The organism is Streptomyces sp. 7N604 (genome assembly GCF_052245475.1).
In the GTDB taxonomy this organism is placed as follows: domain Bacteria; phylum Actinomycetota; class Actinomycetes; order Streptomycetales; family Streptomycetaceae; genus Streptomyces.
The window spans coordinates 1-26,594 of record NZ_JBQQBX010000003.1; the positions used below are offsets into that span (position 1 = coordinate 1).

General features: G+C 67.7%; 27 protein-coding genes and 3 pseudogenes. 14 read left to right on the forward strand and 16 right to left on the reverse strand.

All coding sequences use genetic code 11. The annotated features are described in order from the left end of the window. Positions 1 to 148 precede the first annotated feature (148 nt). From ACTWP8_RS03770 to ACTWP8_RS03790, 5 genes are all read right to left on the reverse strand, one after another. Positions 149 to 1,687, reverse strand: coding sequence for an SseB family protein (locus ACTWP8_RS03770; RefSeq protein ID WP_443320716.1), 1,539 nt, complete (start codon positions 1,685 to 1,687; stop codon positions 149 to 151). Between the two features lie 83 nt (positions 1,688 to 1,770). After that, positions 1,771 to 2,427 carry a hypothetical protein gene (locus ACTWP8_RS03775; RefSeq protein WP_443320717.1) on the reverse strand — a complete coding sequence of 219 codons (657 nt, stop codon included), beginning with the start codon at positions 2,425 to 2,427 and terminating at the stop codon, positions 1,771 to 1,773. A 169-nt stretch (positions 2,428 to 2,596) separates the two neighbouring features. Continuing rightward, positions 2,597 to 2,755, reverse strand: a complete 159-nt coding sequence (locus tag ACTWP8_RS03780; protein ID WP_443320718.1) for a hypothetical protein — start codon at positions 2,753 to 2,755, stop codon at positions 2,597 to 2,599. 180 nt (positions 2,756 to 2,935) lie between these two features. Then, a complete protein-coding gene (locus tag ACTWP8_RS03785) occupies positions 2,936 to 3,568 on the reverse strand; it encodes a class I SAM-dependent methyltransferase (RefSeq protein WP_443320719.1) in 633 nt (210 codons plus the stop codon). Positions 3,569 to 3,739: 171 nt separating this feature from the next. Next, positions 3,740 to 4,234 (reverse strand): ISL3 family transposase, encoded by a 495-nt coding sequence (locus ACTWP8_RS03790; protein ID WP_443320720.1) that lies wholly within the window; start codon positions 4,232 to 4,234, stop codon positions 3,740 to 3,742. A gap of 419 nt (positions 4,235 to 4,653) precedes the next feature. On the opposite strand from ACTWP8_RS03790, the pseudogene ACTWP8_RS03795 reads away from it, so the two are divergent. Continuing rightward, positions 4,654 to 4,836: pseudogene (locus ACTWP8_RS03795) on the forward strand (NucA/NucB deoxyribonuclease domain-containing protein); the annotation flags it as partial. 155 nt (positions 4,837 to 4,991) lie between these two features. Continuing rightward, entirely contained in the window at positions 4,992 to 5,486 is a 495-nt protein-coding gene (locus ACTWP8_RS03800; protein ID WP_443320985.1) for a hypothetical protein, read from the forward strand. A gap of 438 nt (positions 5,487 to 5,924) precedes the next feature. Here the strand turns inward: ACTWP8_RS03800 and ACTWP8_RS03805 are convergent, their stop codons facing one another. The 3 genes and pseudogenes from ACTWP8_RS03805 to ACTWP8_RS03815 all read right to left on the reverse strand — a co-directional run. Beyond that, the gene (locus ACTWP8_RS03805; protein WP_443320721.1) at positions 5,925 to 6,278 is read right to left on the reverse strand and encodes a DoxX family protein; all 354 of its coding nucleotides are present in this window, start codon (positions 6,276 to 6,278) and stop codon (positions 5,925 to 5,927) included. A 123-nt stretch (positions 6,279 to 6,401) separates the two neighbouring features. Next, positions 6,402 to 6,851, reverse strand: a pseudogene (locus ACTWP8_RS03810) (hypothetical protein). A 59-nt stretch (positions 6,852 to 6,910) separates the two neighbouring features. Beyond that, positions 6,911 to 7,355, reverse strand: a pseudogene (locus tag ACTWP8_RS03815) (ISKra4 family transposase); the annotation flags it as partial. Positions 7,356 to 7,617: 262 nt separating this feature from the next. Here ACTWP8_RS03815 and ACTWP8_RS03820 point away from each other — a divergent pair. The 5 genes from ACTWP8_RS03820 (at position 7,618) to ACTWP8_RS03840 (ending at position 13,004) form a co-directional block, all read left to right on the forward strand. Then, positions 7,618 to 8,637, forward strand: coding sequence for an RNA polymerase sigma factor (locus ACTWP8_RS03820; protein ID WP_443320722.1), 1,020 nt, complete (start codon positions 7,618 to 7,620; stop codon positions 8,635 to 8,637). A 195-nt stretch (positions 8,638 to 8,832) separates the two neighbouring features. Continuing rightward, positions 8,833 to 10,263 (forward strand): PepSY domain-containing protein, encoded by a 1,431-nt coding sequence (locus ACTWP8_RS03825; protein ID WP_443320723.1) that lies wholly within the window; start codon positions 8,833 to 8,835, stop codon positions 10,261 to 10,263. An 87-nt stretch (positions 10,264 to 10,350) separates the two neighbouring features. Then, the gene (locus tag ACTWP8_RS03830) at positions 10,351 to 11,631 is read left to right on the forward strand and encodes a hypothetical protein (RefSeq protein ID WP_443320724.1); all 1,281 of its coding nucleotides are present in this window, start codon (positions 10,351 to 10,353) and stop codon (positions 11,629 to 11,631) included. 131 nt (positions 11,632 to 11,762) lie between these two features. Further along, positions 11,763 to 12,002, forward strand: coding sequence for a hypothetical protein (locus ACTWP8_RS03835; RefSeq protein WP_443320725.1), 240 nt, complete (start codon positions 11,763 to 11,765; stop codon positions 12,000 to 12,002). 99 nt (positions 12,003 to 12,101) lie between these two features. After that, positions 12,102 to 13,004 carry a TIGR01777 family oxidoreductase gene (locus tag ACTWP8_RS03840; protein ID WP_443320726.1) on the forward strand — a complete coding sequence of 301 codons (903 nt, stop codon included), beginning with the start codon at positions 12,102 to 12,104 and terminating at the stop codon, positions 13,002 to 13,004. Between the two features lie 506 nt (positions 13,005 to 13,510). On the opposite strand, the gene ACTWP8_RS03845 is transcribed toward ACTWP8_RS03840, so the two are convergent. Continuing rightward, complete coding sequence (locus ACTWP8_RS03845) at positions 13,511 to 13,933, reverse strand: hypothetical protein (RefSeq protein ID WP_443320727.1); 423 nt, start codon at positions 13,931 to 13,933, stop codon at positions 13,511 to 13,513. A 914-nt stretch (positions 13,934 to 14,847) separates the two neighbouring features. On the opposite strand from ACTWP8_RS03845, the gene ACTWP8_RS03850 reads away from it, so the two are divergent. Next, positions 14,848 to 15,126, forward strand: a complete 279-nt coding sequence (locus tag ACTWP8_RS03850; protein WP_443320728.1) for a hypothetical protein — start codon at positions 14,848 to 14,850, stop codon at positions 15,124 to 15,126. Beyond that, positions 15,123 to 16,235: an ABC transporter substrate-binding protein gene (locus ACTWP8_RS03855; protein WP_443320729.1), complete on the forward strand. Its 1,113-nt coding sequence runs from the start codon at positions 15,123 to 15,125 to the stop codon at positions 16,233 to 16,235. Before ACTWP8_RS03850 ends, ACTWP8_RS03855 begins: the two co-directional genes overlap by 4 nt. Positions 16,236 to 16,542: 307 nt before the next feature. On the opposite strand, the gene ACTWP8_RS03860 is transcribed toward ACTWP8_RS03855, so the two are convergent. From ACTWP8_RS03860 to ACTWP8_RS03885, 6 genes are all read right to left on the reverse strand, one after another. Beyond that, positions 16,543 to 16,767, reverse strand: a complete 225-nt coding sequence (locus ACTWP8_RS03860; RefSeq protein WP_443320730.1) for a PAS domain-containing protein — start codon at positions 16,765 to 16,767, stop codon at positions 16,543 to 16,545. 296 nt (positions 16,768 to 17,063) lie between these two features. Then, on the reverse strand, positions 17,064 to 17,222 hold the full coding sequence (locus ACTWP8_RS03865) for a hypothetical protein (RefSeq protein WP_443320731.1): 159 nt from the start codon (positions 17,220 to 17,222) through the stop codon (positions 17,064 to 17,066). Further along, the gene (locus ACTWP8_RS03870; RefSeq protein WP_443320732.1) at positions 17,219 to 17,857 is read right to left on the reverse strand and encodes a hypothetical protein; all 639 of its coding nucleotides are present in this window, start codon (positions 17,855 to 17,857) and stop codon (positions 17,219 to 17,221) included. Before ACTWP8_RS03870 ends, ACTWP8_RS03865 begins: the two co-directional genes overlap by 4 nt. 154 nt (positions 17,858 to 18,011) lie before the next feature. Then, positions 18,012 to 19,187: a hypothetical protein gene (locus ACTWP8_RS03875; protein ID WP_443320733.1), complete on the reverse strand. Its 1,176-nt coding sequence runs from the start codon at positions 19,185 to 19,187 to the stop codon at positions 18,012 to 18,014. 92 nt (positions 19,188 to 19,279) lie between these two features. After that, positions 19,280 to 20,100, reverse strand: a protein-coding gene (locus ACTWP8_RS03880) for an IS5 family transposase (protein ID WP_443320734.1) whose coding sequence is annotated in 2 segments (ribosomal slippage) — positions 19,280 to 19,758 and positions 19,758 to 20,100 — 822 coding nt in all. Because the reading frame shifts where the segments join, the coding sequence is not laid out codon by codon here. 97 nt (positions 20,101 to 20,197) lie between these two features. Beyond that, on the reverse strand, positions 20,198 to 20,398 hold the full coding sequence (locus ACTWP8_RS03885; RefSeq protein WP_443320735.1) for a hypothetical protein: 201 nt from the start codon (positions 20,396 to 20,398) through the stop codon (positions 20,198 to 20,200). A 239-nt stretch (positions 20,399 to 20,637) separates the two neighbouring features. Here ACTWP8_RS03885 and ACTWP8_RS03890 point away from each other — a divergent pair, with 239 nt between their 5' ends. Next, positions 20,638 to 21,675, forward strand: a complete 1,038-nt coding sequence (locus tag ACTWP8_RS03890; protein WP_443320736.1) for an MBL fold metallo-hydrolase — start codon at positions 20,638 to 20,640, stop codon at positions 21,673 to 21,675. Positions 21,676 to 21,832: 157 nt separating this feature from the next. On the opposite strand, the gene ACTWP8_RS03895 is transcribed toward ACTWP8_RS03890, so the two are convergent. Further along, the gene (locus ACTWP8_RS03895; protein ID WP_443320737.1) at positions 21,833 to 22,045 is read right to left on the reverse strand and encodes a hypothetical protein; all 213 of its coding nucleotides are present in this window, start codon (positions 22,043 to 22,045) and stop codon (positions 21,833 to 21,835) included. A 512-nt stretch (positions 22,046 to 22,557) separates the two neighbouring features. Between ACTWP8_RS03895 and ACTWP8_RS03900 the strand changes: the two genes are divergently transcribed. The 4 genes from ACTWP8_RS03900 to ACTWP8_RS03915 all read left to right on the forward strand — a co-directional run bounded on the left by ACTWP8_RS03900 (position 22,558) and on the right by ACTWP8_RS03915 (position 26,538). Continuing rightward, a complete protein-coding gene (locus tag ACTWP8_RS03900; protein ID WP_443320738.1) occupies positions 22,558 to 23,253 on the forward strand; it encodes a type 1 glutamine amidotransferase domain-containing protein in 696 nt (231 codons plus the stop codon). Positions 23,254 to 23,256: 3 nt separating this feature from the next. Then, the gene (locus ACTWP8_RS03905; protein WP_443320739.1) at positions 23,257 to 23,820 is read left to right on the forward strand and encodes a TetR/AcrR family transcriptional regulator; all 564 of its coding nucleotides are present in this window, start codon (positions 23,257 to 23,259) and stop codon (positions 23,818 to 23,820) included. 233 nt (positions 23,821 to 24,053) lie between these two features. Beyond that, the gene (locus ACTWP8_RS03910; protein WP_443320740.1) at positions 24,054 to 25,580 is read left to right on the forward strand and encodes an MFS transporter; all 1,527 of its coding nucleotides are present in this window, start codon (positions 24,054 to 24,056) and stop codon (positions 25,578 to 25,580) included. Positions 25,581 to 25,668: 88 nt separating this feature from the next. Further along, positions 25,669 to 26,538 (forward strand): aldo/keto reductase, encoded by an 870-nt coding sequence (locus ACTWP8_RS03915; RefSeq protein ID WP_443320741.1) that lies wholly within the window; start codon positions 25,669 to 25,671, stop codon positions 26,536 to 26,538. Positions 26,539 to 26,594 lie beyond the last annotated feature (56 nt).

Consider the following 26,594-nt stretch of genomic DNA (forward strand, 5'->3'; position numbering starts at 1 on the left):
GCTCGCGGAACTGCTGCCGTTCGACAGACAGCCCGCCACCCTGTGGATACCGCATCGCCCAGGTGATACCGCACGGACCAGGAGCCGTCAGCCCCCTACGACACCACGAGTTCAACCTCAGTAACCCAGCAAGAACGGCCTTAGTCCGCTACACGGCAAGCCAGCCATCCGAGTACAGCTCCTCCCGCCGCGGTGTCGCCCGCTGCCAGAGGTACAGCGCGTGGGCTGCAAGCTGCACTGCCGGATCGGAGACCTCGGGAAACATGCACTGCTGATCTATGATATGCCGCTGCAAGACTGGCTGCAGTGCGAGTTCGTACTTTTCGAGGTAGTACGCCACGTCGTCGTGCCAGATCCACCTCCCGTCGGTGCGAATGTTCATCGGCACAACGGCCCCCTGGGCGGGGTCGAGAAGATCCTCGGTGAGCGGGAGCGCCATCTGCAGGACAACTCCTTGCCGGAGATAGCTCAGCAGCCGGTCCCGCACCGCAGCATCGGACTGCCGCTCGTAGCCAGATTGCGGTGCACTGTCGACCACCCTGGCGAACCGGATACCCCCGATCTCTGTGGGCGGTTGCGCGGGCGGGCTCGGTTGCCGCAGTGGCTGCTGCAGAGTTTTCACGCGCGCTTCGCCCTGCTTGCTGATGAGGCTTGTGCGATGCTCGATCATCGGCGGGAACCGTTTGGGCGGCAACGTGAGTTCCAGCTCCGTAAACGGGTCGAGAATCAGCCCGGTCTCGCCGTATGCCCAGTCCTCGATCAACCGGTCGAACCGCTCCGCGATCATTCGCTCGGCGCCCACTTCGTCCGCGAAATCTCGCAGGCGGGCCAAGGACGTGAAGGCCAGGAGGAACATCCTGTCTTTGCGCTCCGTGGCGACTGCGACATCCTCCGCCGGCATCAGCGGCAGGTACACCGTCAATCCGAGCAGCTCCGCGACGATGTCGTAGAGGTCTCTGGCACGCCGCAGCTCCTCGTACCGGGCCAGGTCCCCGGGCTGGAGCTCGGCCCGAACCGCCGTGGAGCTGCCATGGCCTTCGATCCACATGCGCGACTGCGCCACAGCGTGGCGCGGTCGCTCCGGGTACCAATGGTCCGGCGCGAAGTCCTGGACGGGCGTCGGGCAATCCGAACCGTCAGGCCTGGCCGCAACGAGGCCGGTGGCCCCGGTGACTGACAGGGGCACCGAGAGGGTGTCGTGGATGCCGTCGAGGGTGAAGTCGATGACGAGATTCCATTCGACGCGACGGCGGTCCTCGGTTACCGGCGCGACGTAAAACGCACCGAAGCACCTCGGGTGCAAGGTCAGCGGGAACTCAGGGGTCGGCTGCGGCGAGCCCAATGCGGGACGCACGACGGGCGACTGCTCGTCTAGGAGTGCCTCGAAATGGGGCGGATCGAGTGGGCGGTATTCGCCAGGATCCTGGCGAGCCGCAGCCAGAAGGTCATCCGAAAGGATCAGGTCGGGCTGACTACTCCTCGTTACCTGAGTACCGTCGAACTCGACGTCCCTGCATGCAGTGACCTCTGCACGAACACCCGTGAGGACCACCGGGCGATCACGAGACGTCAACTCAACCGAAACCGAACAGCCTGACACCGATGTGATCTCCGGATCGGGTCCAACCTCCGAGCCAGGGTTCCGGAACATGGCGATATTGGCCCTCTCTTTGACCCGAACGAACAAGGGCGTCGTTCTCCGCCGTGTCGTCGGGGCAGGTCTCTCCTTGGGACGGAACCATCGGGCCATGCGCATCACCTCGACTGGACCTATCCGGACGACTGGCCTGCTGCGCGGGTGATCGGCGGCCGAGCCATCGTCCTGAATGGGAGCCCGGCGAGGTCGATCCGCGTCGTCCGTCGCCGCCCGAGGCAAACGGTGTCGAGCTCGAGATACCACCGGATGTCGGCAGTTTCCGTGTGCACGGTGAGGTCGAAGACCTCCGGATCGTCCGCCGATACCTTGAACGGAAAGTCAGGCCCCTTGCGGCCGTCACTCTCCGAAAGCGGTCGAAGGATGGGCGGATCAGCATCCAGCATGACCTCGAAACGCCGCGGCTCTACGATTCCCAGGTGGGGAATTAGATGCCCCTCGGGGCGCGCCCGGCTTACCACGACGGGGCGCAAGCGATCGAGCAGAACGGGCAGCGGACCGATCGCCTCCACCGTGAGCCGCACGGTGTGGCCACTCGCCGGCACCTGCTTCTGCCCGACCACGAGGTAGTCGACGTCATCCAGTTTGGCGGTGACTGCGACAGGCCGTCTCAGCTGCGGAAACCGGTGCACGAACCAGAAGGTCAGGAACGCGACAATGAGGGGCGCGAGAACCCCGGTGACCACGTTGATCCGGAAGAGGAGCAGTACTCCGCCGACGACAAGGACTGCCGCCGCTGGCCACATCAGCCTGCGGATGCGCGGAGCCCTCAACGTTGCCCCCTTCCCCTCATTGACTCGCAACAGTCATCCTCTTCAACGCCGCCGCGGTTCGACAACCCCTGGCAGCTGCGCGACGCAGCTCGGATGAGGCTCTCCTCGGGATAGTTTCTGTCGCTCGGCAGCGCGAAGTCGTAGTCCGCCCGAAGGCAGGCCGTATTTCTCAAGCGCCTCCCCACCGGCCTGCGCTGCACTGTTTCGAATCCGTACCGCGCTCCGCCGACTTCCTGACCGGCTTGCGGTCCACTCCCAGCGACGCGTCCAGCGCGCTCTTCGAGCGGCCTGCGTACCAGTGGACGTAGATCTCGGTGATGTCGACCACGACGGATGTTCTCCTCGCCATCCGGGCTGCCCATCGGCCTTCCGAGCCACGGGACGAGGAACATGAGCAGCTCCACGACGACCAGGTCCCTCGATCCCGGACTCCGCGCTACCCATGGACAATCAGGAGGATTCACCATGAGAACTTACATGACATCCAAACCGTCCAAGATGGGTAAAACTAAGTCGTCGACGCCAGATCAGCTGGCGGTTTCTCCCAGGTCAGCGAGTACCGGCGAAGTACATGCCGGCGATAGCGCATACCGGGCAGCAGCCGCCGTGCCGCAGCCCGCACCTGCCCATAGCTCATCTGCGGGTCGGCGACCGGCATGTCCTCCGGACCGCGTACTCGGCGCAGCAGTTTCGTGATCCGCACGACCGGGGCAGCCGCGATCATCGCTGCCCACTCCGCCGGGCTCGCCTCGCGGGCCAGGCCGATCACCACCAGCGTGCCGCCGGGCCGCAGCAGCTCACGCATGCGGACGAGAGCCGCCTCGAAGTCCATGTGATGGATCGTGGTCACCGAGCAGATGAAGTCGTAGCCGGCGGCGGGGAGATCGGCGGCGAGGAAGTCGCCCTCGACGAAGGTGAGATCCGGGTAGTCGACAGCGAGCTCACGGGCGCGGGCGATCATCTCCGACGACTTGTCGATGCCGGTGACGCGCTTCGCCCGACCGGCGAGCTTCCGCGCCAGCAGCCCGTCCCCGCAGCCGACGTCCAGCGCGTCGCCGCACCCCTCGGGGAGGGCGCGCAGGATGCCCGGGTGCCGGGCGACGTTGGTGTTCCAGTACGGCTTCAAGTCGGGCTGGCGCATCGAATCATCGTAAGGACCAGGCCGGGGCCGTGCTTCACCTCCACCAACTCGACGGACTGACGCGACGAGATCAGCGAGGGATCCCCTACCACTACTCACCGTCCCCATGGGGAGTAGTGCGCAGGGTGGGGAATTACAGGCTCTGTCGGGGATCTTGTGACGGGGACCGGGTCATGGGCTGTGGAGGATGCGTCTGCGGAGGAGATCGAGGTTGGTCCGGCCGAATCCCATCCGCTTGAGGAGCTTGATTCGCGTTACTTGTCCTTCGACCTGGCCTGAGCTCCATGGCGTGGACAGCGCGGCGGTGACGGCGTCGAGGTCGCGGCGCATGCCGTTGACCAGGGAGTGCAGGGCCGGGAGGTCGTCGGCGAGGACGCGGTCCATCCAGGCGGGCAGCTGGTCGCCGCGGAGGTTGCGCATCATGACGGCGAAGTCGCGGACGTGCCGTGCGGCGGCGTCGAGGTGGGGGCAGGCGGCGCGGATCTCCTTGAGTTCGGCCGCGTCGGCCTCGGGGAGATGCTGGGGGTTGGTCATGATCCAGCGGACAACGCGTCGTGGTTTCGGGGCCAGCCCAGGTCGGGCGGTGGTGTTGGCGGGTTCCTCGGCTTGGGGCTGTGCGGCTTCTTGAGGGGAGGCTGCGGCCACCACCAAGGAAACGGCCACCATCACCCGCTACGACGGGCCGTCCGAGGACGGCGGACAGCCCATCAGCGCCACCACGCTCACCGAGCCCACCCGGACCGGCCCCGAGGCACTGACCGTCGCCAAGAGCGCGCCGGTGGCGACCCTCCCTCAAGGGCAGAGCGTCTACACCGAGGGGAAGAAGGGCCCCTCGCAGGCGAGCATCGACGCCCTGCACCAACGCCGGCTCCGGCTGCGTGTTCCCCGATGTCACCTCGGTGTTCTCGCTCAGCGTGAACTCTGGTGCCACCCAGGAAGCCCTGCACATCTACCAGGCCCAGTACTACCCCGAAACCACCACGCCCACGGACCCAACAAGCAGATCCCCGGGTCGATCGAGTCCCAGCTCCCGCTGACCCGATCCGCCGATGAGGTCCTGAACAAGAAGAACCCGGGACACCGCGGTGGCGCACTACTACCAGGAATACGGCCCGGACTACAGTGCCGGCGGCACGCTCCAGTGCGATGAATACCCCTTCGCCGCAACCCATCAAGGTGCCTACAACGCCGGCACGAACTACTCTGCCCGGCCCATCTCGCGCAGCGACAATGAATCCGGCTGGGGCCAACTCCAAGGGTTCTACCGCTTCAGCCGCATGCTGGACGGTGTCGCCCCCGACCCCTTCTTCGTACGGATCACCGACTGGCGCCTAGACAATGCTCGGGGCGCGCCAGCCAGCGCGTCCAAGCGCCAGGTGCTGGGAGACCCTGATCATGACCGTGCTGTCCGCCCCGCCAGATCGTGTGGGCCAAAACTTTCGTCGACCACGGCTGCTTCCTCCTCTACGCCCCCCCGGCCTTCGCCCAAGACAATGACCTCACTCTCCGGCTGGGCGAGAACATCCACCGCATGCTGCTGTGCACGCCCTCCGGCGTGGCGGCCCGCAGCGCCGTCACCAACATCTCCTACGCGTCCGTGAGCATCGAGGTCTACGACACCGAACCGGCAACGGCACTCGAGTGGGCGGTCGACGCCATGGAGTGTGATCTTGTTCTGAACGAGAGGCTCCAGCTCCACCTGCAGAGCCTCACCAGTACGAGTGCCGCCATCGTCTCCCTTGGCCAGTACGGCACCTGGCGACTGCGCGCTCACCGACGACCATCCCAGTACCCGGACACAGAGACCCAGGAAGAGTGGCTGTTCCACCTCTGGCCCCTCCCGGAACCGCACGGTGATCCCGCCGAGGAAGCCGCCATCCACGCCCTGCTACGCCGCGCAGTCCCTCCTCATAGCTGAACTCTGTCTCGGCCTCGCCGGTCTTCGGCCGACCGCGCGGCCCACCGTGCCGCCACCTGCGGCACTACCGTCAGGGCGCCTTGGGAGGGCGCCGCGACGCCCGACGGCTCCCGGTCCCGGAAGAGAACCACGAACCCGTGGCGTTCGTCGCGGATCTGGACGAGATGCTCGGCCAACTGCGGGGTGAAGCCGGGCAGGTCGGCCCGGACAAGACAGTGACGGAAACATGGTTGACATCCACCAGACCGCCGTCATGGAATCGCCGAGGCAGGTCGGGGCGGCCGATCCGCAGTTCGAGCGACGCGATCGGATGAACGGCCCCATCTCTCCCGTAGACGCGCGGAGTTCATGCCCACCCGGCCCGAACCACACGATCAGGTTCGGAAAGCGGATGGGTGTAGCTCCTCTTGAGGGACGGGCTAAAACGCCACCGCGTCACTAGGGGCCGTGGTAGGCCAGGTTCACGGCCAGGGCGGCCACCGCCAGGCAGAAGAACACGGCCCACGGGCCCAACTGGCGGTCACGGGCCAACAGGTGGGCACAGAACGCACCGAGGAAGTACAGCACGAGACCGGCGGCGGCGAGCGTGCCCAGCACCGGCACGGCAAACCCGGCCAGCAGCCCCAGCGCGCCCGCCGCCAACAATGCGCCCAGCGGGCGCATCCAGGACCGGGGCACGCGCAACTTGTCCGCCTGGCTCTTGGGGTACTCGTGGCCGATGAAGTTGGCGATGGCGGCCAAGCCGTTGACGGCCGAGGTGAGGAGGGTGACCGCGAGGTAGGAGGCGAACACGAAAGTCTCCTTCTGCTTCGTGAGAACGACGGCTGAGTGTTCGCCCTCTTGGACGAGGCAGCACCCCAAGAAGTGACATGGGGGTAGCTCATCTATAGAGACTGGCCGGTGATCCTGTGTGCGCTACTCGGATCGGCGGCGGATTGCTGAGAGGAGGCGCCGCATGCCAACCACATGCCCGCCCGTCCCGATGACGAGCCGTCGGTAGATGCCGCCGGCCAGGCCGGGAAAGACGGCTCGACTTTCGGCGCGTAACCGTGATCGACCCGGACTGGCGTATTCGAGGCGGAAGATCAGGGCGTAGGACGAGAAACGATGGCGCCCCTCGAGGACCAGCTCCCGTCCCGGGACCGCAGCAACCACCCGAAAACCGGGAAACGTCTAGCCTTCGGCAAGGGGCCGTGGCCCAGACGCTGTGCAATCGGCGGATCCCACCAGTCTCGCGTAGCCGGCCACGCCAGGACGCGAGAAGGACCGGTGCAGTGTCTCGCCCAGACTGCGCCAGACGTCGTCGCCCCCCGCAGCAATGACCGTCGCGTGCTCATCGATGTACGGCAACGAAGCGATCTGCATCAAAGCCTCCGTGAGGTCCGGTCCCGGTTGGGTGCGATTCGTTTCACGGGAGTTCTTGATCAAGCCATGAGATCGTAGTCGTGCTGGTCGGGGATGGGGTAGAGGCGTCCGTGCTCGCGGACAGTGTGGTGGCGCCAGGAGGCATCGAGGTCGCCGTTCGCGGTAACGACACGAAGTTGGAGGACGACTTCGGCGCCGTGAAGTCCCCAGCGGTCGCCGATGATGTCGAGGCGGTCGGCGATCAGGGGGGCGGCAGACTCCTTCCACCGCTCCGGTGGCGACCGGCCGGCCCGCCTTCAGAACGGTGGCGTAGTCAAGTTGATCAAGGTGGCCGGTCAGGTAGCGGTGGCAGGCCTCGACACTCTCGCGCCGGGCGGCCGGGAGTCGTTCATGTTCGGCCTAGTCGAGGATCTCGGTGACGGTGCGGGCGGCGTGGCCGGCCAGGATCGCCGCGGGGTGTCGCCCGGCTGCATGTGGAGGGGCCGACCAGGTCCGCTCGGGTCGCACATCCGAGGCCCCGAGCCCTTGCGCGCTTCACCAGCGTGGCGGGGCAGGGAGCGCCGCTGAGCTGTGGGGCAAGGGCCGGGGCCCGCTCGGCGGAGGCAGCGGAGCATCGGTTACATTCCCGCTGCATCGCGCACGGCTGGTCTTCTGTGCGATGGCCGGATCTTGATCTTGCTAGCGCGAGGGGACTGCGGTGGACGCACACGACAACCCTGCACCGCCGGGTTCAACTGACGGACGTCCCGCCGAATGGTGGGATCGTGTGTGGAGCCATCGCGAGCACCTTTTGCGGGTAGCCCGGCGGCGGTCCGCGAGCATCGACGATGCCGAGGACGCGGTGCACGAGGCGATGATCCGGGCGGCGGAGCGCACCAATGTGGATGTCGACCGGTTGGGCCCATGGCTGACAACGGTGACGATGCGACTGTGCATCGACCGATTCCGGCAGGTCACCCGGGAAGCCGAGGTGCATACCCGTTCGGCTCTGGCCACCCCCGGTGACGTCACCATCGAGGAAGCGGTATGCGACCGGGCAGAGGCCAAATGGCTCGCCGACCGGAGCACTGGCCTCCCGGCACGTCAGAGGAAGGTGCTGGAACTGAGGGCGCAGGGTCTTGACCTCGCCCGGATCGCGCAGCGCACGGGGCTCAGTTACGAGGCGGTCCGGTCTCTGCTGGCCAGGGCCCGCAGGACGCTCCAGGCCACGCTGACAGGGACACTCGCTGTCGCCGTGTGGCTGTGGCGTGGTCGGCCTCGGGCGGCAGGCGGGGGCGGTCAGACGATGGCCCTGGCCTCCGCGGCTGCGACTGTGACGATTGCGAGTCTGGCCTTGATTGCACCATCCGAGGCGGAAGAAGCGCGGGTACGTCCGTACCCATCCCCTCTCGCGGCCGATCCGCGTCATGCCTCACGGGGACGCGAGACTCCAACCCCACACCAACCGGATGTTTCCGGCATGTCGGCTAGGCCTGGATACGGTCTCGGGCTGCCGACGGACACAGGGACGCGCCGGCTGACGGCGGACGGGCTGGCGTATCCCCCACCGTCCTCGACCCTGCCGACCCCGCGGGGTGCCGACCTCCCTGCCCTGCCCGGGCTGCCAGAGGCACCCCGGCCGGCCGCGCCGACGGTGCCTGACGTGGCGGCGTTGGTCGAGCCGGTCACAGCAGTTCGGCTGCGTGGGCTGGTAGAACTGATCGGCACAGTCGAGACGAACAGCGCGCTTGCCGAGTCGGCTGGTGGACCCTTCCCAGCCGGTGCTCCGCTGCTGCCGAAGCGCTGAGCTCAGCCGTCCGCGCACACCCCTGCGAAAAAACCTTCCTTCCGCGCGACCCACGCAGTGCTCGTCCCCGTAAAGCAGGTGACAGACCTATGCCGCTGCGTCCCGGCAACGGCGCACTGTGGGAGGAGGAGTCACCGAGTGACTCACTGCAGGAGCGGAACGAGCACCCCGCACGGGCACCGTTCACTATCGCGCGTGGTCAGACCACTGCTCGCCATGTCTCTGGCGGGCGTGGTCTCGGCGACGCTCGCGGCCCCGGCACACGCCGCCAACAATGTCAACATCGGACAGCGGTACAACGACGGCCTGGACAGCCGCTACAGCGTGACCAGTTTGACCAGCGCCGCGCAGTCGATGGGGTACACCGCGACCGGTGACACCAACGGCCGCCATGTCAACGATGTGTTCAACGACGGCGTCGGCTCCGCGGTGCTCGGCCTGTTCGGCCACTCCAACGGCGGCATCTTCCAGACCGATGAGGGCGCCACCGACGCCCAGGACTCGATTCTGGCCGCCGGCACGACGACTGACGTGGTCAGCCCCTACAGCAACGTCCGGTTCCTCACCGAGTACCTGCCGTACGCCGAGATCGACGATATGCGGCTGCTGATCCTGGCAGGCTGCGACACCGCGCTGTCCAGCGCCTGGGGCGACTTCAACAAGGCCGCCATCTCCCGCGGCGTCGACTCGGTCATCAGCTTCAGCGACCTGGTCTACTACCCGGCGACCACCTCGACTACGGCGGTCAGCACCACCAACTACTCCGGCAACTACTTCTGGGACCGCTTCTCCTACCACGCAACAACCGGCGTGAGCCTCAGTACCGCCCTGGCACGCGCCCGCACCGACTTGGTAGCCAAGGAGGGCAACGCCCACGGCTGGGACACGTACGTCATCCGCGGGGCGGTGAGCAACCCCGGTGGCGTGAAACTCAAGCCAGCCGGCGCCGGAGAGCCCTGGGACAGCGATCCGCTCGCCACAGAGGCATTCTCTTCCTTCGCGCAGCTCACCCCCATCGCCACGACGACCAGCCAGGATGCGGACGGGGCCCAGCTGACGGATGTGACGACCGCAGAGGGAGTGCTCTACCGGGCGCGCCCCGACGGCACCATCCTCGACGCCGTGGGCACGCCCACCACCAGCGGTGAGGTCACCCTCTCCGCCGACCAGGCACGCGAGGCCGCGCAGCGGTTCGTCCAGGCAGGCGTCCCCGGGTTCTCCGCGGACTGGACGCTCGTCACCGATGAGGCCGCCAGCCACCTCGACGGCGACGCGCTGCAGTTGCTGCAGTGGCGGACTGTCGAGGCGGGCAAGTCCGGTACCCGCGAGGTGACCGTCGAGATTGACCGGCGGACCGGTGCCGTGGTCTATCTGTCCGCCGCGCGGGGAGCGGCCAACGCAGGGGCCTTTCCCATCAGCGCCCAGGAAGCGATCGCCACGGCCCGCGCGGCGATTGGAGACGAGCAATCCCCGGCAACGGCCGTGGCTGACACCTGGGACACCAGCCGATGGACCGTGACCATCGACCGCGGCCTGACCGGACGCACCGACGCGCAGCTACCCGACGTCGAGCGCCTCGAGGTCGACGCCCGCACAGGCGACGTCCTGGCCCGCACCACCACCTGAGTACGTCGGATGCGCCGGGATGCCGCTCACGGTCCGTGCGCGTCGCTGATCATTCAAAGCCCCGCATGTTTCCCTAGGAGGACGTTCGTGAAATTCCGTCATGCTCGGCGAGCGCGCCGGAGCCTGGTTGTGCCGGTGGCCGCCGTCGGCCTGCTGCTTGGCGGCGCGGTGCCGGCCCAGGCCTCGACCGCCGCCCCTCCGGCCTCGGTCAAGGTCAGCGACGACAGTGTCGAGCTGACCTGGGGCGCGGTTCCCGGGGCCACGGCCTTTCTGGTCATCGACGACCGGGCGCATGAGGTGATATGGCGCGGCGAGCAGACGGCTGCCCGGCTGCCCGTTCAGGCCCCGACTTCGGTGTCCGTGCTGGTCGTCGCACTGACCGAGGAGGGCCCGCGGACGGTGTCCAAGACGCTGGCTACCGTCCCCGGTGCGGGCTCCGGGCTGACCCCGCTCACCGCCGTCACCACAGATACGGGCACCACGCTGGGCTGGGGCGCGCTGCCGGATGTGGCCCTCTATGAGGTGACCGCCGACGGCGAAAAGCTCACCGCAACCACCGGGCTCCGGCTGCAGATTGATGCGGTGCTGGGGCAGAACGTCGAGTACGAGATCTCCGCGGAGCGAGAGCTGCCCCAGGCCGAGATCGGCGAGGACACGGTCACAGGTTACTCGTACGGGGTGGATGTGACGCCGACCACCACCGAGGTCAACAAGACGCCCAATGATGCTCAGCCGGGCGACACCCTGCCCGCGGGGATCCCTACGATGACCACCTCGCGCACGGCCTACGAGCCCTACATACCGGATGCCTACATCGATGCCCCCGACATGGGAACGCCTTTCGACTGCGAGAGCGGTGACGGCTCCGATTACTGGTACGGCGGAGATAATCGCGGCGTCGGTTACAACACTGGTAAATACCGGACCCTGGCTGCGGCGACGTACTACTGGTCGTCCGCTTACACCTTCACAACGAAAGACATCGCCCCCACCAAGCGATACAAAAAGATCAACGGCACCATGTACTACGATTCCCAGCGCACCGCCACGGGGGAGACATTCCGCGTTCACCCCGTAAACAACGATGGACGATCCGCACAGACGCTGATCAACCATTCGGTGACCAATCCCTACTGCTCCGGGGCGAACGCCATCGACTACGACAACCGTCAGGAGATGTACCAGAACGGCGGCCACTACATCCTGGGCAAGCACGACCAGATGCCCAACCACCAGCTTCACCGGTATGACACCTACTCGGACGGCACGTCCTCCCTCGATCGGATCTTCAACCACCCACTGAAGGACCCGAAGTGCCTCAGCTGGGCGTGGCCCTGCGGCCAGCAAATGTACGAGTACGTCCGTTAGGTCATTGTGCGGTGGGGCGGCGCCTCGGGCCGCCCCACCGCACCTTGGGAGATTGGTTTCACGAGGACATGAACATACGTGCTGTCCCGAAAGGCCGGCAGCTGTGCGCAGGGCTGGCGTTCACGGCGCTCATGCTGATGTCATTCAACTTTGCTCAGCTCGCCGGGTGGACCTTCACTCCAGTCGGGCTGCAGCGCCTCAGGGAAAGCCTGGCCCCCCTGGCGATGTCCCTGGCAGCCGGTGTCGGTGCCGTGGCCGCAGCACGCGCGATTCTGGACTTGCGTGTGCGCTCCCTCTGGCTGCTGCTCGGGGTTCCCATTCCGGTGTGGATGGCGCTCCTGCTCGCCGGCGTGATCGGCAACGGGCCCTGAACAGCAGCCCCATACGGTCGGCCCGCTCACGCTCAGCCCTCCTCTCCGGTATCCGGCCTCCCGCGCCGGTACCGGGGGATGCCCGGGAAAGAAGGTGTTATGCAGGTTGTACTTGCTGGTGGAACGGGCGCGCTGGGTCGACGTATCGCCGCCGACCTGTCCGCCCGCGGCGATGAGGTCGTGATCCTGACCCGCTCCCCTCGCCCTGGCAGCCGGTACCGACAGGTGGCTTGGGACGGGACCAAGGTAGGTCCGTGGGCGCGGGAGCTGGAGGGAGCGGCCTTGATCAACCTCGCCGGCGAGCTGGTGGACCGCAGTCCGACCGCAGCCAACGTCGAACTGCTGAGCCGCTCACGAGTGGAACCGACCAGGGCTCTGGCCAAAGCTGCGGCAACGTTGGACCAGCCACCCACGGTGTGGATCCAAATGAGCACCCTGGCCATCTACGGCGACGGCGGGGACCACATCCTCGACGAAAGCGCGCCACCGGCTGACGGCCCGCCCCAGATGGCGGGAGTCGCCCGCGCTTGGGAGACCGCAGCCACCGGTGTACCCACCGGCCGCCAGGTCGTACTGCGCACCGGGATCGTCCTGGACCGAAACACCCCCGCGCTCGACCGCCTGGCCGGGCTCGTCCGCTGGGGCCTGGGCGGCCGGGTGGGCACCGGCCAACAGTGGGTCAGTTGGCTCCACATCGCAGACCTCCTCGCTGTCATCCGCCTGGCCCTGGCCGACCCCAACCTGAGTGGCATCTTCCATGCCACGAGCCCAAACCCGGTTCGCAACGCCGAACTCATGGCGGCTTTGCGACAGGTTCTGCGTCGGCCTCCCGCCCCGCCGACGCCCGCCCCGCTTGTCCGTTTTGGCGCGGCCCTCCTGCGAACTGACCCGGCGCTCGCCCTGACCGGTCGTCGCTGTGTGCCATCACATCTGCTCGACGCCGGCTTCGTCTTCGGTCACCCCCATCTCACCCCGGCCCTCCGGGATCTGCTGTCTCCGTGAGCCGCCACCGGATCGGCACCGCAAACCCGCCCCAGACGGGGCCGCCTGGCATCCCCAGTGCCGACTGCCCGACGAGTGGATCAGACCTGACCGAGCGGCAGAAATTGGCCGCATCCCTGTTGGACACGGCTACCGGCCACCCGGCGAGACGCAGCCGACGCTCCCCCCAGTACCTACCAACGATCACTGAACCTGATCTCCGATCACAACGGATGACGAGAGTTGACCACCCATGCCCACTACCTGACAAAGCCGCAGATCAACACCACACCCGGGGCCCGACACTCACACCCGCTGCCCGTCACTGACCCGCCCATGCCCCATAACCGCAGCCGCACACAAACTGACCGGCCCAGGTCAGCCACCGAGCACTGATCACAAACACCACATCTGGAGGAGCGGTCCGGGCTCGGCATGCGCTGGGCATAGCAGACAACCGTGAGCGCCTCAGGTCGTGGCTCTCGGGCTCCTCATAGCGTCTTCGGCCGGGCGTGATGAGGTCCGGATCAACTGCGCAGGAGGTAGCTGGTCAGGCGTGAACGGGCTTTGCCCGGGCTGAGTCCGAGCGCCTTCCCGATCGTCTCCCACGACAGTTCATCGGCCAGCGCAGCATGAGCGGCTTCCCGGCCGGTGTGGCCGGTGAGGCGCTCCAGCGCAGCCACGGCCTTCAGTGCGGCCACCGGCGCCTGCTCGGCCAGCGTGGTCAGCTGCTCCTCCAGCCGGTCCATTGTTTCGGCGAGTTGGGCCGGCAGGGGCACCGTCTGGCGGTCGACGGTGCGGATGTGATCGCTCCAGTCGTTGTACGGGCCGGAGGTGTCGAGGTCGTCCAGGCGGTCGTCTTCCACTTGGTCCCACTGGATGGGGTAGCTCGAGCCGCGCCAGCCACACGCGCAGGCGCCCCGGTAGGCGGCCGCCTTCGGCCGGCTCATGCGGCCGTTGTACGCCCACCACTCACTGGCCGGCGGAGCGCATGAACGACGCCGGGTGGAACCCCCCCTCCGCCGCTTCGGCGGGACTGATCTCGTGGTTCCAGGTGGAGGCCAGCGCGGTGGCCGACGACCGGCCGCTACCGGTACAGCCCTTCCTGCGGTGCGCCGAGGACGCGTCAGCGCGGGCCGGCGCGCTGGACCTGTCCGCGGTACAGGTCCTCCTGCCGGTTCAGGGGCTCGACGCCGCGTCGCGGCCGCCGTACGCGCCCGTGCCCTCGATCCTGACGGCCCCGTGGTTCGCTGAGCGCGACCCGCGATCGAGGACTCCGGTAGAGGTCAGCATCAACAGTGGCCGGGACCCAGCGATCCCCGCCGTCGCAAGACAGCTCACCGAGCACCTCGGCCACCTCGGCCAGGACGTTTTCGTTTGCGAGTCCCACGACATCGCTGGCCGGGACGACGTCCCCCTCCGCCGTTCGACGACAGTCTCTGGAACGGCCCGCCCCGACACGGCGTGGTGCTGCGCGGCAAGCTTGCCCAGTGGTCGTGTGACGCGGTCGGATGGCTGGCCGAGGTCGTCGCCGACTCCGCCGCCCAGCTCGGCGTCCATTCGCCGCTCCTGCTCACCGTCACACGCTCACCTCGATAACGAGAAGCTCGCAATGCCGCTGCGCCTACGACCTTGCGGCCGCCCGTAGCACCGGTTGCAGGAACAGCAGGGAAGAACAAGGGCCAGCGGCCCTCGGTCGCCACCATCTACCGCATCCTCGCCGAGGACTGCGTGGCCGACGACATCGAGTAGAAGGCTCAGGGCTTCAAGATCATCCCATGGCGCCTTTTGGGTTACCTCGGCGATACCCGAAGCGGCGTGCTCAGGCCCGAAATCCTGTCAGAAAACGGGTGATCCGAAGTTGTTGAACGGCCAGGGCTTTGATGGAGTTTTTGAAGGCTCCGGCGGCCTTCCGGCCGCCCGCCCGGCGATCTTCAACAAACGAAGGTTTCTTGAAGCCTGGCAGCTCAGCGAACAAATAATCGGTTGCCTGTTGGCGATGGTGGTGGATGCAATGTCCGGCATGGTCACCCAGGTGCGCCCGCCACGGCGAGATGAGATGAACGCGTACTACCGGGCCTTGCCACTCTGCGATCCGGGCAAACTGCAACCGAATCGTCACACGGGAGACGCCAACGCATGAATAGGCCACCATCGCCACCTGGAGCGGAGCGGACTGACGGATCATCCGTCCAGATCGGCGCGCTCCTTCCGCTGACTCGGCCTGGCTGGGTCGAGGCAGGCCAACACTTGCTCGCTGGACTCGAGCTGGCCGCATCCGAAGTCAATGACGCCGGCGGGATCGTCGGAAGACCACTCGAGCTGGTGGTCCGCGACACCGCGGCTGATCCACAGAGGGCCGCGGCGGCCGTAGATGAATTGGCTCGCCTGGGCGTGGCTGCCTTGGCGGGGGAGTATCACAGCGTCGTCGCTCGCGCCGCTGCTGCCAGGGCCGACGCCCTCGGCCTGCCGTTCCTCTGCTCGTCAGCGGTTCTCGACGCGCTCACCGAACAGCCAACGGAATGGGTCGCGCGCCTCGCCCCGGCGCAGTCCCACGGCTGGCAGATCTACGCAGACTTCCTCCTCGGCGCGGGCTACAGTCGAATCGCCGTAGCAGCCGAGTCGAGTGTCTACTGGGCATCTGGGGCCCGCATTCTGCGGGACTACCTCGCTCCACGCGGCGGCACCGTCATCGAACTCGACATGCGCGCGCTCGCCCCCACGGCCGTGTGCGACGAACTCGTCGGCAATCGCGCGACAGCCCTCCTTCTTCTGGTCGGCCACCCGGAGCCGGCAGTGTCGATCGTCAAGTCTGTCCGCCGCGACCAGCGCCTCGCCGAGATCATGATTGGTGCTCCGGCCGGGCAACCGGAGTTCGCCGAATGGGCGACGTTGCTGGGCGACGACAGCGCCGCGATCCCGTTCTTGCGCTACCTGCCCGAGCGCCTCAGCCCACTCGGTGCACGAGTCGAGACGGCCCTCCGCGAGCGGCTGGCCGAAGCGCCCTCCTTCGTCGCCTTCGAGGGCTACGACACGGTCGCCGTCCTCGCCGATGTGCTGCGTTCTCACGGCGCGGACCGGGCGCGCACTGCCGAATCCTGGCCGCGAGTTGCAGTCGAAGGCACCCGCGGGCAGATACAGTTCTCCCGCACGCCAGGCATCAGCGTTTGGCAATGGGCTTGGACGCCAATCCAAGTCGTTGATCGGGATCCGGCGGAACCCGATCGCTTTCGGATCCTTCACGCCAGCTGAGAGAGCACGGAGGTCCGACTGCCCAGATCTGTCCGAACTTGAGGCTGCCTACCTGTCTACGTGTTAATACGGGCTCTCAGCTTCGCGGCGGGGCCCCGACCGCATTCTCGGACTGTCGCGCGTCAGCCGACGCTAGCCCGGGGCAGCCCAGAGAAGGCCAGCAGTCGGACCGGCATCAAGATCAATCTCAGCGCCAACCACGGTTCCATTGATCCCCGACGCCGAACTGCGCCAGCTCTCCTGCGGCCTCGTCCAAGCGCTCGACCGCCAGAAGCAGCAGCCCCACATGCGGCTGCGACGGCGGAGCTCACTCACGTCCCGCAACACCGCCCACACGGACGTGGTTGGTGGAGCCGTTTGTACCGGGCACCGGCTCACCCATCATGTGGATCGTACGCACCTGCCCGTCGGCTACGACCACCCGGAACTCGCTGTCGATCGGACGGCCGTTGTCCGCGGACTCCGTGACCAACGCCGCGAACAGCTCCTGGTCCTCGGCAACTAGGAGGGATCCAAGTTCGTCCAGGCGCACTGGACCACTCTCCCGAGAGCGCTCTAGGATCCGGTAGAGCTCATCGGACCAGGCGGCCTCGCCGGTCAAGAGGTTCCATTCGGCCGATCCAACACGTGCTGCTGCTGCGGGAGAGCTACCTATACCCGGGGGGAAGCGGCACGACATGGAGGTCTGGCCGGTGCCTGCCGCCGGAGTGGCGGGTGGCCAAGCAGGCGTCTTACAACGGTTGAACCCGAAGTCTCCGCCCTCGGCCCGCTGCCTCCTTCCTGCTCGTCAGAGGCAGCTGACAGGTCGGCTCATCGGGTCAGCCGTGGTCAATCATGGCGGCGGGGACAGATTGTCCCGTAGTCCTTGCGCAGCGCGCGGGCGTACTCCTCGCCGGTTGCGGTGATCCACTCTCCGGCTGAGGCACAGCCGAAGTTGCGTTCGTAGACGGAGGTGTAGCGGCTGGCGTCCGGCAGATGGCCGGTCATTTCGAAGGGCGTGCCGTCAGGGCGGCTGAGCACCATCTCGGCTGTGCTGCCGCCCACTTGGTAGTGGATGCGATAGCGCCAGCGGCAGTGGCCTCGCTTGGACTCAGCCTCGATGATGAACGCTTCGCTCTCGTTCTGGTCAGCGTGATGTGCCGGGCCTTAGGGCCAGTGAAGTACGGCTCTGCGTCTGCCGGGTCCCTGTTGGTCTTACTCGGGTACGCCTCCATCGTGGGAGCCGGATCGTCGATGGTGACGAGGAGTGGGATGACGTCGTCCACGCCCTGAGATGGGTAGAGGACGAGGCTGCCGGTGAGCGGCGATGAGCACCTGCCGCCCTCCAGCTCGGGGACGATGTCGGTGATCCGGACCTGCTGTGCAGCGCGGCCCCGAAGGGTGACCATCCACTTGGAATCTCCGACGTCGACGGTGTCCACCTCCTGCCATGAAGAATCACCGGCTTTCATCAGCGCGGCGAGGCGTCCTTCCTCGTCCCCACGGACCAGGTAAGCACCGTGCCCTTTGACGTCGCTGACCTCGACCACCTCGATGGCGTTCCGCGGCGACAGCCGGTCGGGGAGGCTGTCGAGCGGAAGGATCGTCTTCACAGTGCCGGTCAGAACGTCCTGGAATGTCACGGTAGCCACCGTCAGCAGGATCCCGGCCAGCCAGGTGGCGGGGCTTCTCAGGTACCGCAGCCGGTCCCGGGGTGCCTCTTGGGCAGGACGGGACCGGTCGGCACGGCGGATGCTCCTGCGCGTGAGCGCCCCGGTCCTGCGGACACCCGGTCGGTTACTCGGCATGGTCCGGCCGCCCTTCGTCCATGGGGCTCTCCGTACGGCGCCCCCGACGCGTCAAAACCAGCACCGCGGCGCCTGTGGCCCAACCCCACACCGTGCCGAACCGGACGGCGTCAGCGCTCGCCGCATCGAAAGCGAAGCCCACGTACACGTCGCGCGGGGCGACCCCCTGCAGCAGGGTGCTCTCCACCAGCGCGGCCGCTGTGGCAGCGAGCAGGGTCGCTGACCAGCACTCCATGACCACGCGCAGCGGGCGCTTGGCCGCCGCGCGTACGGCCACGGCGTAGAGCGCCACCCCCAGCACCGCCAGCAAGACGAGGCAGGCCGCAAGGGTCGCGAGCCACCCGCTGGTGCTTTCGGTCCTGAGAGGACGCATGCGCAGCGCCGGATAGAAGACTTCGCTCCACTCCTCGATCAAGGCTGGAGGCTCGTACGGATGTACGAGGTCCGGGTGAAAGGTGAAGGAGGAGGAGGACTGCTCCAGGTCATGTGTGTTGCTGTGCCGCAGCACCGGTGCGCCGGCGATCGCCAGTAGCACCACCACCGTCAGCCCGGCGGCCACCGCGTCGCGACGCTCACGTGCCGTGGGAAGCGCGGGTGCCAGTTTCTCTGCCTCCCCGCAGCCGTCGGCCGTATCCGTCGTTCCCCTACCCGCCTGGAAGGGCGCCCATCGCTGTCGGCGCCAGACCATCGTCCACATGACAACCGGCAGCAAGGCGGCCACCAGTGCCAACTGCGCCGAAGCGACCTGCGCCTGCTGCAGCTGCCCCCCGATGAACCACCCGACGTAGGGCTGGTCCACCCGATCCCAGGCCGAGTCCATGGCCCGCCCCAGCAGCTCGGCGAGCCCGGCCGCCAGCAACATCGCCCCCATCAACTCCAGGACCGTACGGATCCGTGGTCGGACACCCGGAGCGGCCCGAAGTACCGCGTACTTCAGCACTGTTGAGAGGACCAGGAAGACCAGCTGCGGTAGCCACCCGCCGATGTGGTCAAGGTCCGTCACTATGAAGCCGTAGACCTTGAGGGCCTGCACCCCCGGGTGTTCCAGCAGGCGGGAGGCATCGGCGCCTACGACGCGCAGACTCAGCGGGTAGAGCGCGAACAGGTAGGTCGCGTGAACCAAGGTGGATCCCCCGGCCAGCACCATGGACAGGCGGCGGTTCACTGCAGCACTCCCCCGTGTCACCCGCGAACTGCAACGAGCTTTGGCGCAAGTGTGCCTCAACGGTCGCCTCCGTGACGGGACAACACCTGACCTCAAGCGGACGCGATCGTTCGGTCGCCGTAGGACCACAGCCTGGCTGCGGCGAGTCCGAGGAATGCCAGGTAGTTGCGCGGATGGTGTTCGTAGCGGTGGTTGAGTCGGCGGTAGCCCGTTAGCCAGGAAATGGTCCGCTCAATAACCCACCTGCGACGTCCGAGTCGTTCGCTGGACTCGATGCCTTTGCGGGCGATGCGCACGCCGATGCGTCTCCCACGTAACCATTTCCGCAGGTGAGGGATGTCGTAGGCCTTGTCTGCGTGCAAACGCTGGGGCTTGAAGTCCCGGCCTCGGTCGGGGTCGTGTCTCGTTTGGTGACCAGCCACCATGGGCTTCAGGGCTTCGCTGTCGTGGGTGTTTGCGGCCGAGAGCCCGACGAGGAGGGGCAGTCCGTTCGCGTCCGACAGGACGTGCATTTTGGAACCCGGCTTGCCCCGGTCCACGGGCGACGGACCTGTGAGTTCGCCCCCTTTTTCGCCCTGACGTGGGCGGAGTCCAGGACCACGCGGGTCACGTCGATCAGGCCGACGTCGTCGAGGCAGTGCAGAACGGCCTCGTGCAGCCGACCCCACACCCCAGCCCTCGACCAGCTCAGGAACCTGCGGTGAGCCGTTGACTTCGATATCCCGAAGCACGGCGGCAGCGCGCGCCAGGCACAGCCGCTGACCAGCACGTAGATGATTGCCGCGAACACCGTCTCATCAGGTGTGTCCTGCGTACCGCCGCCCTGCGGCCGCACCTTCGACGGTGGGATCAGCGGCTCAGCGATCTCCCACAGCCCGTCCGGAACAATCCAACTCCACATACCCCGCCCCATGACCAGCTCAACGTCCGCCTCACCACATAGGACACGGTCTAAGAGCTCGTAACACGATCTTGTTGAGCGTGGCTGGTCATCCGTGATGTGGACGATGTTAGGTCCGTTCTCGGTCGCGGTCGGCAGCGGAGGAGCGGCCGGTGCTCGGCTGCGCGGCCAGCAGCGTCGGCACCATCCCGTAGAGCCAGCTCCACGGGATGTCCGGAACGGACGATACGAGGGCGGCAACGTCTGCGCAGGCGTTACTCCAACACAGGCACTGCGTCCCGACGAGCTCGATGTTCGTGCCGCTGCTCATCACCACTCACGGCCGGGCTCCAGTCATCACCGGCGATGAGTTGGACGAGCTCGGGGCACAGCGCGTCGACCATGTTCGCAAGGTCATCACCGCCATGCTTCGTGCACGGGCTCGGGTGCCGCCTCCGACACCGATGGCCGTTCGTGAGTATCCGGGCGACATACTCCCAGCCGTGCGGGCTCGCCTATCGTGATCCCGATCGGATCACGCGCCAGAAACGGTCACCAGGGAGGATCACCATGACATCTTCACCGCACCACGACGACTTAGCCGGCCACATCTCCAGGCGCCGCTTCGCCCAGCTCGCCGCCCTCGGACTCGCTGCTGGTGCCGGCTCGCTCGGTCTCACCTCGTCGGCCGTCGCCGCCGGAGTGGCCGGGCAGGTTTACTACGACCGTGCCCGCACGCTGGCCGGAAGCGACCCGGTCCTGCTCGGCCTCGTGACGGCACTGACCCCTGACTTCGACTTTCCTCGCCCGCCCGCGCCTGAGCCGCTGAAGATCTTCGACAATCTGGCCTTTCTGAGCGCGGGCTGGGTCTCCGCCATGGCGGTGCTGACCGACGACGGGATCGTGCTGATCGACGCGCTCACCTCCCCCGTGGAGGCCGAGGGCATTCTCGTCCCGGGGTTGCGTGAGCTGGGAGCCGATCCGGAGACGATCAAGTACGTCGTCGTCACCCACGGCCACGATGACCATTTCGGCGGCGCGCAGTACCTCGCCGACCGCTACGGAGCACGCGTTCTGATGACGCCGGCCGACTGGGACCTCATCGCCCGAACCCGTCCGGATAATGCCCCCACCCGGGACCTGGAGATCGCGGACGGGCAACAGCTCACGCTCGGCGGCACGACGATCCAACTGCACTACACTCCGGGCCACACCCCGGGCACCGTCTCGCCGATCATCCCGGTGCGGGCGGGCTGTGAGCGCCACACTGCCATGCTATGGGGTGGCATGAACCCGCCCAACGCACTGACGGAGCTGAGCACCTACCGTGCGTCCATCCACTCCTTCCGGGACCGGATGCGGCAGGCGAGCGTGGACGTGGAACTGTCCAACCACCCCAACGACTACGGTCTCCAACGCGCCGAGCAGCTTCGGAACCGGCCCGACGGAGTCAACCCCTTCGTACTCGGCCAGCCGCGGACGCAGCGGTTCATGGCGGTGATGGACCTCATGCTGCGCGGGAGGATCGCTGACGCCGAAGCGGCCGAAGCGGCCGAAGCCCGGGGCGAATCGCGTTCGGACGGCGCGGCGATGCAGCCGTGTTGCTGAGCATGTCCGGGTCCCGGTGATATCGCCGAGTTCGTCGCGGCCGTCGGCGCGGAGAGCGTCCTGACGTCGGCGACTGACCGTGACTGGTGAGACGAACGAACATCCAGGGCCTGGGCAAACTCCGCCATGTCGTCGAGCAGACCTTCGCCCTGCTCCATCACTTCAAACGACTCGCCACCCGGTGGGAGCGCCGGACCGAACTCCACGACGCCTTCGTCTCCCTGGCTTGCAGCACATCTGCTGGAGACGCCTCAAGAAGCGCCAACCATGATCGTGTGTTGAGCTCGCAGACCTCTGCGTCCTCCTCGCCGTCGTCGAAAACCTCTGCCTCGCCCTGCTCTCCGAGGCCGACCAGGAAGTCCTCTTTCATCTTCGATCGACGGAAACGGGTATGCGCCGTCCGGCAGATTCGGCGTCTGCGGCAGCTGCAGCGGCACGTGAATCTCAGCGACCATGGCGGGCACGGCGGGCGCCCATCGGTGCCCTCAGCAACTCCCTGCGTCTCAGTCAGAGGTGCCCTGGCCGGCAGGAAGGGACTCGGTTCCAGTTCCTCGATCCGCCCTGCCAAGATCGTGCGCTGGTCGAGGACGGTGGCCGGGGACGCGTGGACAGGTCGCTGCGGAGCGTACGGAAGGGTCGGGTCCACCGGCTGACCCCTATTCCCGAAGAGCCATTGGAATTCCAATGCCAGGCATTGGATTCCTCATTGGATACCTATCGGACTACGGCCTAATGTCGGGGACATCGCCGCTCTGACGATCTGCACTCAAAGCGTCAGCGATCGCAGAGTGTCAGCGGACGCAGCACGTCAGAGCGCGCGATACGCACCACCCACCCCGCCGGGCCCCGGTCAGCCGGGCCCGTACCCTTGGAGAAACACCAATGTCGAAGATCCTCTTCGTGATGACCGGCGTCGACTACTGGACGCTGGCTGATGGCACCAAGCACCCGACCGGTTTCTGGGCCGAGGAGGCCGTCGCCCCGTACGAGGCGTTCAGGGCAGCCGGCCACGAGATCGTCGTAGCCACCCCGGGCGGCGTCGTCCCCACGGTGGACAAGGGCAGCCTCGCCGCCGAGGTCAACGGCGGCCAGGAGAACGCCGACAAGATCGCGAACGCGCTCGCCGCGATGGCCGAGCTGCAGAACCCGATCAAGCTTGAGGACGTGAACCTCGACGACTACGCCGCGGTCTTCTACCCCGGCGGTCACGGCCCCATGGAGGACCTCGCCGTCGATGCCACCTCCGGCAAGCTGCTGGTCGACACCCTTCAGGCGGGTAAGCCGCTGGGTGTGGTCTGCCACGCCCCGGCCGCCCTGCTCGCGGCCGTGAAGACCGACGGGTCCAACGCCTTCGCGGGTTACCAGGTGGCTGCGTTCACCAATGCCGAGGAAGCGCAGGCCGGCTTCGCCGACAAGGCGAAGTGGCTGCTGGAGACCCGCCTGACGGAGGCGGGCGTGCAGGTGCAGGCGGGCAAGCCGTGGGCGCCGAACGTGGTCGTCGACCGCAACCTGGTCACCGGCCAGAACCCGGTCTCCTCCGCCCCGGTCGCCGCGGAACTGCTCAAGAAGCTGGCCTGAACCATGGGCACTGACCGGCTGGGTGAGGTCCTGGACGCCACCTACGACTGTCTGACCCGGTACGGCGTGCGGCGCACCACCATGGACGACATCGCCACCACCATGGGCGTGTCCCGGTCAGCGGTCTACCAGTACGTCCGCAGCAAGGACGACGCCTTCCGGCAGCTCGCCCACCGCCTGCACACCCAGGCACTGGAGCGCGCCCGGCAGGCGGCGGCCGCCGAGGACGCCCCGTACGCCGAGCGCGTCCGGGGCGTCCTGGCCGCCAAGCTCGACCTGGTCCTCCAGCTCGCCGGGGACTCACCGCACGCCGCCGAACTCCTGGACGAAAAGGCCCGGCTGTTCGGCGGGATCTGCACCGCCTTCACCGCAGACCTGCGCCGCCTGCTGATCGGCCTGTTCACCGAGGCCGGCACCGTGGGCGGTATCGAGCCCGGCGAGGCGGCTGATATCGCGATCGCCCTGGTCATCGGGCTGGAGTCGGTGGGCGGCGGCAGCCTGCTGCTGGAGCCCGCGAGCGACGCACTCCTGTCCGGCCTGCTGGGCGCCCCGGCCGCGACCCGCTGACCGCGCGCCCCGGGGCGTTCGTTCTCCCGTTTCCCTGTCTCTCCACTCCGTGGGGCTGAGCCCTGCCCTTTTCCAGCCGGTTCAGCCACCGCAAGGCCCGCCGGGACGTGCCCCTGCCCTGGACCGCCCCCAGCCAGTCACTGCCGCCCTGGCGGGAGCGGCCAGGGCGGCAGTGCCGCCCTGCCGGTCCATCACCCCCGTCCCCCGGATACCTCTTCTCGAAAGACGCCCTCATGCCGTCCCAGCACCGTGCCCTGACCGCGCCTGCCGGCGCTGGATACGGGCTCGTTTTCATCCTCGGTCTCGCGGCCACTGTCGTGGCCATGATGCAGACCCTGGTCGTGCCCATCCTGGCCATCATCCGCGACGAGTTGTCCCTGACCGCCTCCACCGCCGGCTGGCTGACCACCGCCACCCTGCTGTCCGCAGCCGTCTTCACCCCGCTGCTGGGGCGGCTCGGGGACATGCGCGGCAAGCGCCCCGTCCTCATCGGCATCCTGCTGGTCACCGTGGCCGGCTCCGTCCTCGGAGCCACCACCGACTCCCTGCCCCTGCTGCTGACCGCCCGGGCGATGCAGGGCGCCTCCACCGCGATCTTTCCGCTGGCCCTGTCCGTGCTGCGCGATGAACTGGAGCCCCGCCGACTGTCCGGCGCCATGGGCCTGGTCAGCGGCACCCTCGCGGTCGGCGCCGGGCTCGCCCTGGTCGGCGCGGGCCTGCTCACCCAGGGCACCGATCCCGACTACCACCGCGTCTTCTGGATGGCCACCGCCCTGTCCCTGATCGCTCTCGTGGGCGTCACCGCCTCCGTCCCGCCCTCCCGCGAGACCACGGGCGGACGCATCGACTGGGCCGGCGCGGCCACCCTGGCGGCCACCCTCGTCCTGTTCCTGCTGCCCGTCTCCCAGGGCAGCACCTGGGGCTGGACCTCCCCGCGCACCCTGACCCTGTTCGCCGCCGCGGCCGTCCTGGCCACGGTCTGGGTGGCCGTCGAGCGACACGTCAGCGAGCCCATGGTGGACATGACCATGTTCGTGCTGCGGCCGGTGCTGTTCACCAACATCGCCGGTGTGCTGCTCGGCTTCGGCATGTTCACCCAGTTCATCGGCATCACCTTCCTGGCCCAGACCCCCAGGGATCTGGCAGGCTACGGCTTCTCCGCCTCCGTGCTGGGCGCCGCGACCACTTACCTGCTGCCCGGCACCCTCGCCACACTGATCGCCGCACAGCTGGGCGGCACCCTGGTGCGCCGCATCGGCGCCCGCGTCACCCTTGCCGCCGGCGCCGCCTCGGGCGTTGCCGGCTTCGCCTGGCTCGCCCTCGCCCACGGCAGCACCGCATCCGTCGCCAGCGCGGGCATCCTTACCGGCATCGCCGTCAGCTTCGGCTTCGCCGCCCTGCCCGCCTTCATTGCCCAGGGCGTGCCCGCCCACCAGAGCGGCATCGCCAACAGCATCAACTCCATCGCCCGTTCGGTCGGCAGCTCCGCAGGCTCGGCCGTCATCGCCACCCTGCTGGCCGCCAACACCCTGCCTCATCTCCCGCCCGGAACCCCTGCGCTGCCGGCCGAGACGCAGTACAGCATCGTCTTCACCCTCGGCGCCCTGGCCTTCGCCCTCGTGGCCCTGGTCGCCCTCACCGGCCTCAACTTCAAGCGCACGACACCCAGCCGCATCGTGCTGCGGCCGCAACCGGCCAACAGCCTCCCGGCTCCTTCGACACCGCCACAACCTGCTCGGCTGACCACCACCGGCAACTGACCCTGACGATCAGCACATCCCTCTCGCTGAACAGCCCCATCCCCCACAGGGGTTCAGCCCTACCAGCTCACAGATAAGGAACGCTCCCATGAGCACCAGCTCCCCGCGCCCCGCCGAGGCCTCCGGCACCTTCGCCCTCGGTGGCGACCTGCCCGTGAACCGCCTCGGCTACGGTGCCATGCAGCTGACCGGCCCCGGCGTCTGGGGCGAGCCCAAGGACCCCGACGAGGCCGTACGCGTCCTGCGCCGCGCCGTCGAACTCGGCGTCACCTTCATCGACACCGCCGACTCCTACGGCCCGTTCGTCAGCGAACGCCTCATCCGCAAGGCCCTCCACCCCTACAACGACGACATCGTCATCGCCACCAAGGGCGGCCTGACCCGGCCCGGCCCCGACGACTGGCGTCCGGTGGGACGCCCCGAGTACCTGCGCCAGCAGCTGGAACTGAGCCTGCGCCACCTCGGCCTTCAGCGGATCGACCTCTACCAGCTGCACCGCATCGACCCGCAGGTGCCCCTCGCCGACCAGCTCGGCGAGCTCGTCACCCTCCAGCAGGAGGGCAAGATCCGCCACATCGGCGTCTCCGAGGTGACCGTCGACCAGCTCAAACAAGCCCGCGGCATCGCCGAGATCGTCTCCGTGCAGAACCTGTACAACCTCGCCAACCGCAGCGCCGAGGACGTCCTCGAGTACGCCGAGGCCGAGAACATCGCCTTCATCCCGTGGTTCCCCATGGCCACCGGCGAACTCGCCCGCCCCGGCGGCCCGCTCGACGCCGCCGCCCAGCAGCACGGCGCCAGCCCCTCCCAGCTCGCCCTTGCCTGGCTGCTGCGCCGCTCCCCGGTGATGCTGCCCATCCCCGGCACCTCCCGCGCCGCCCACCTGGAGGAGAACCTCCAGGCCGCGACCCTCACCCTGACCGACGGCGAGTTCGAGGCCCTCACCGACGCCGTGTGACACGGCCCGGCACAGCACCCCGCCCTGCGCAACCACCCCGACCCAAGGAGACTCCC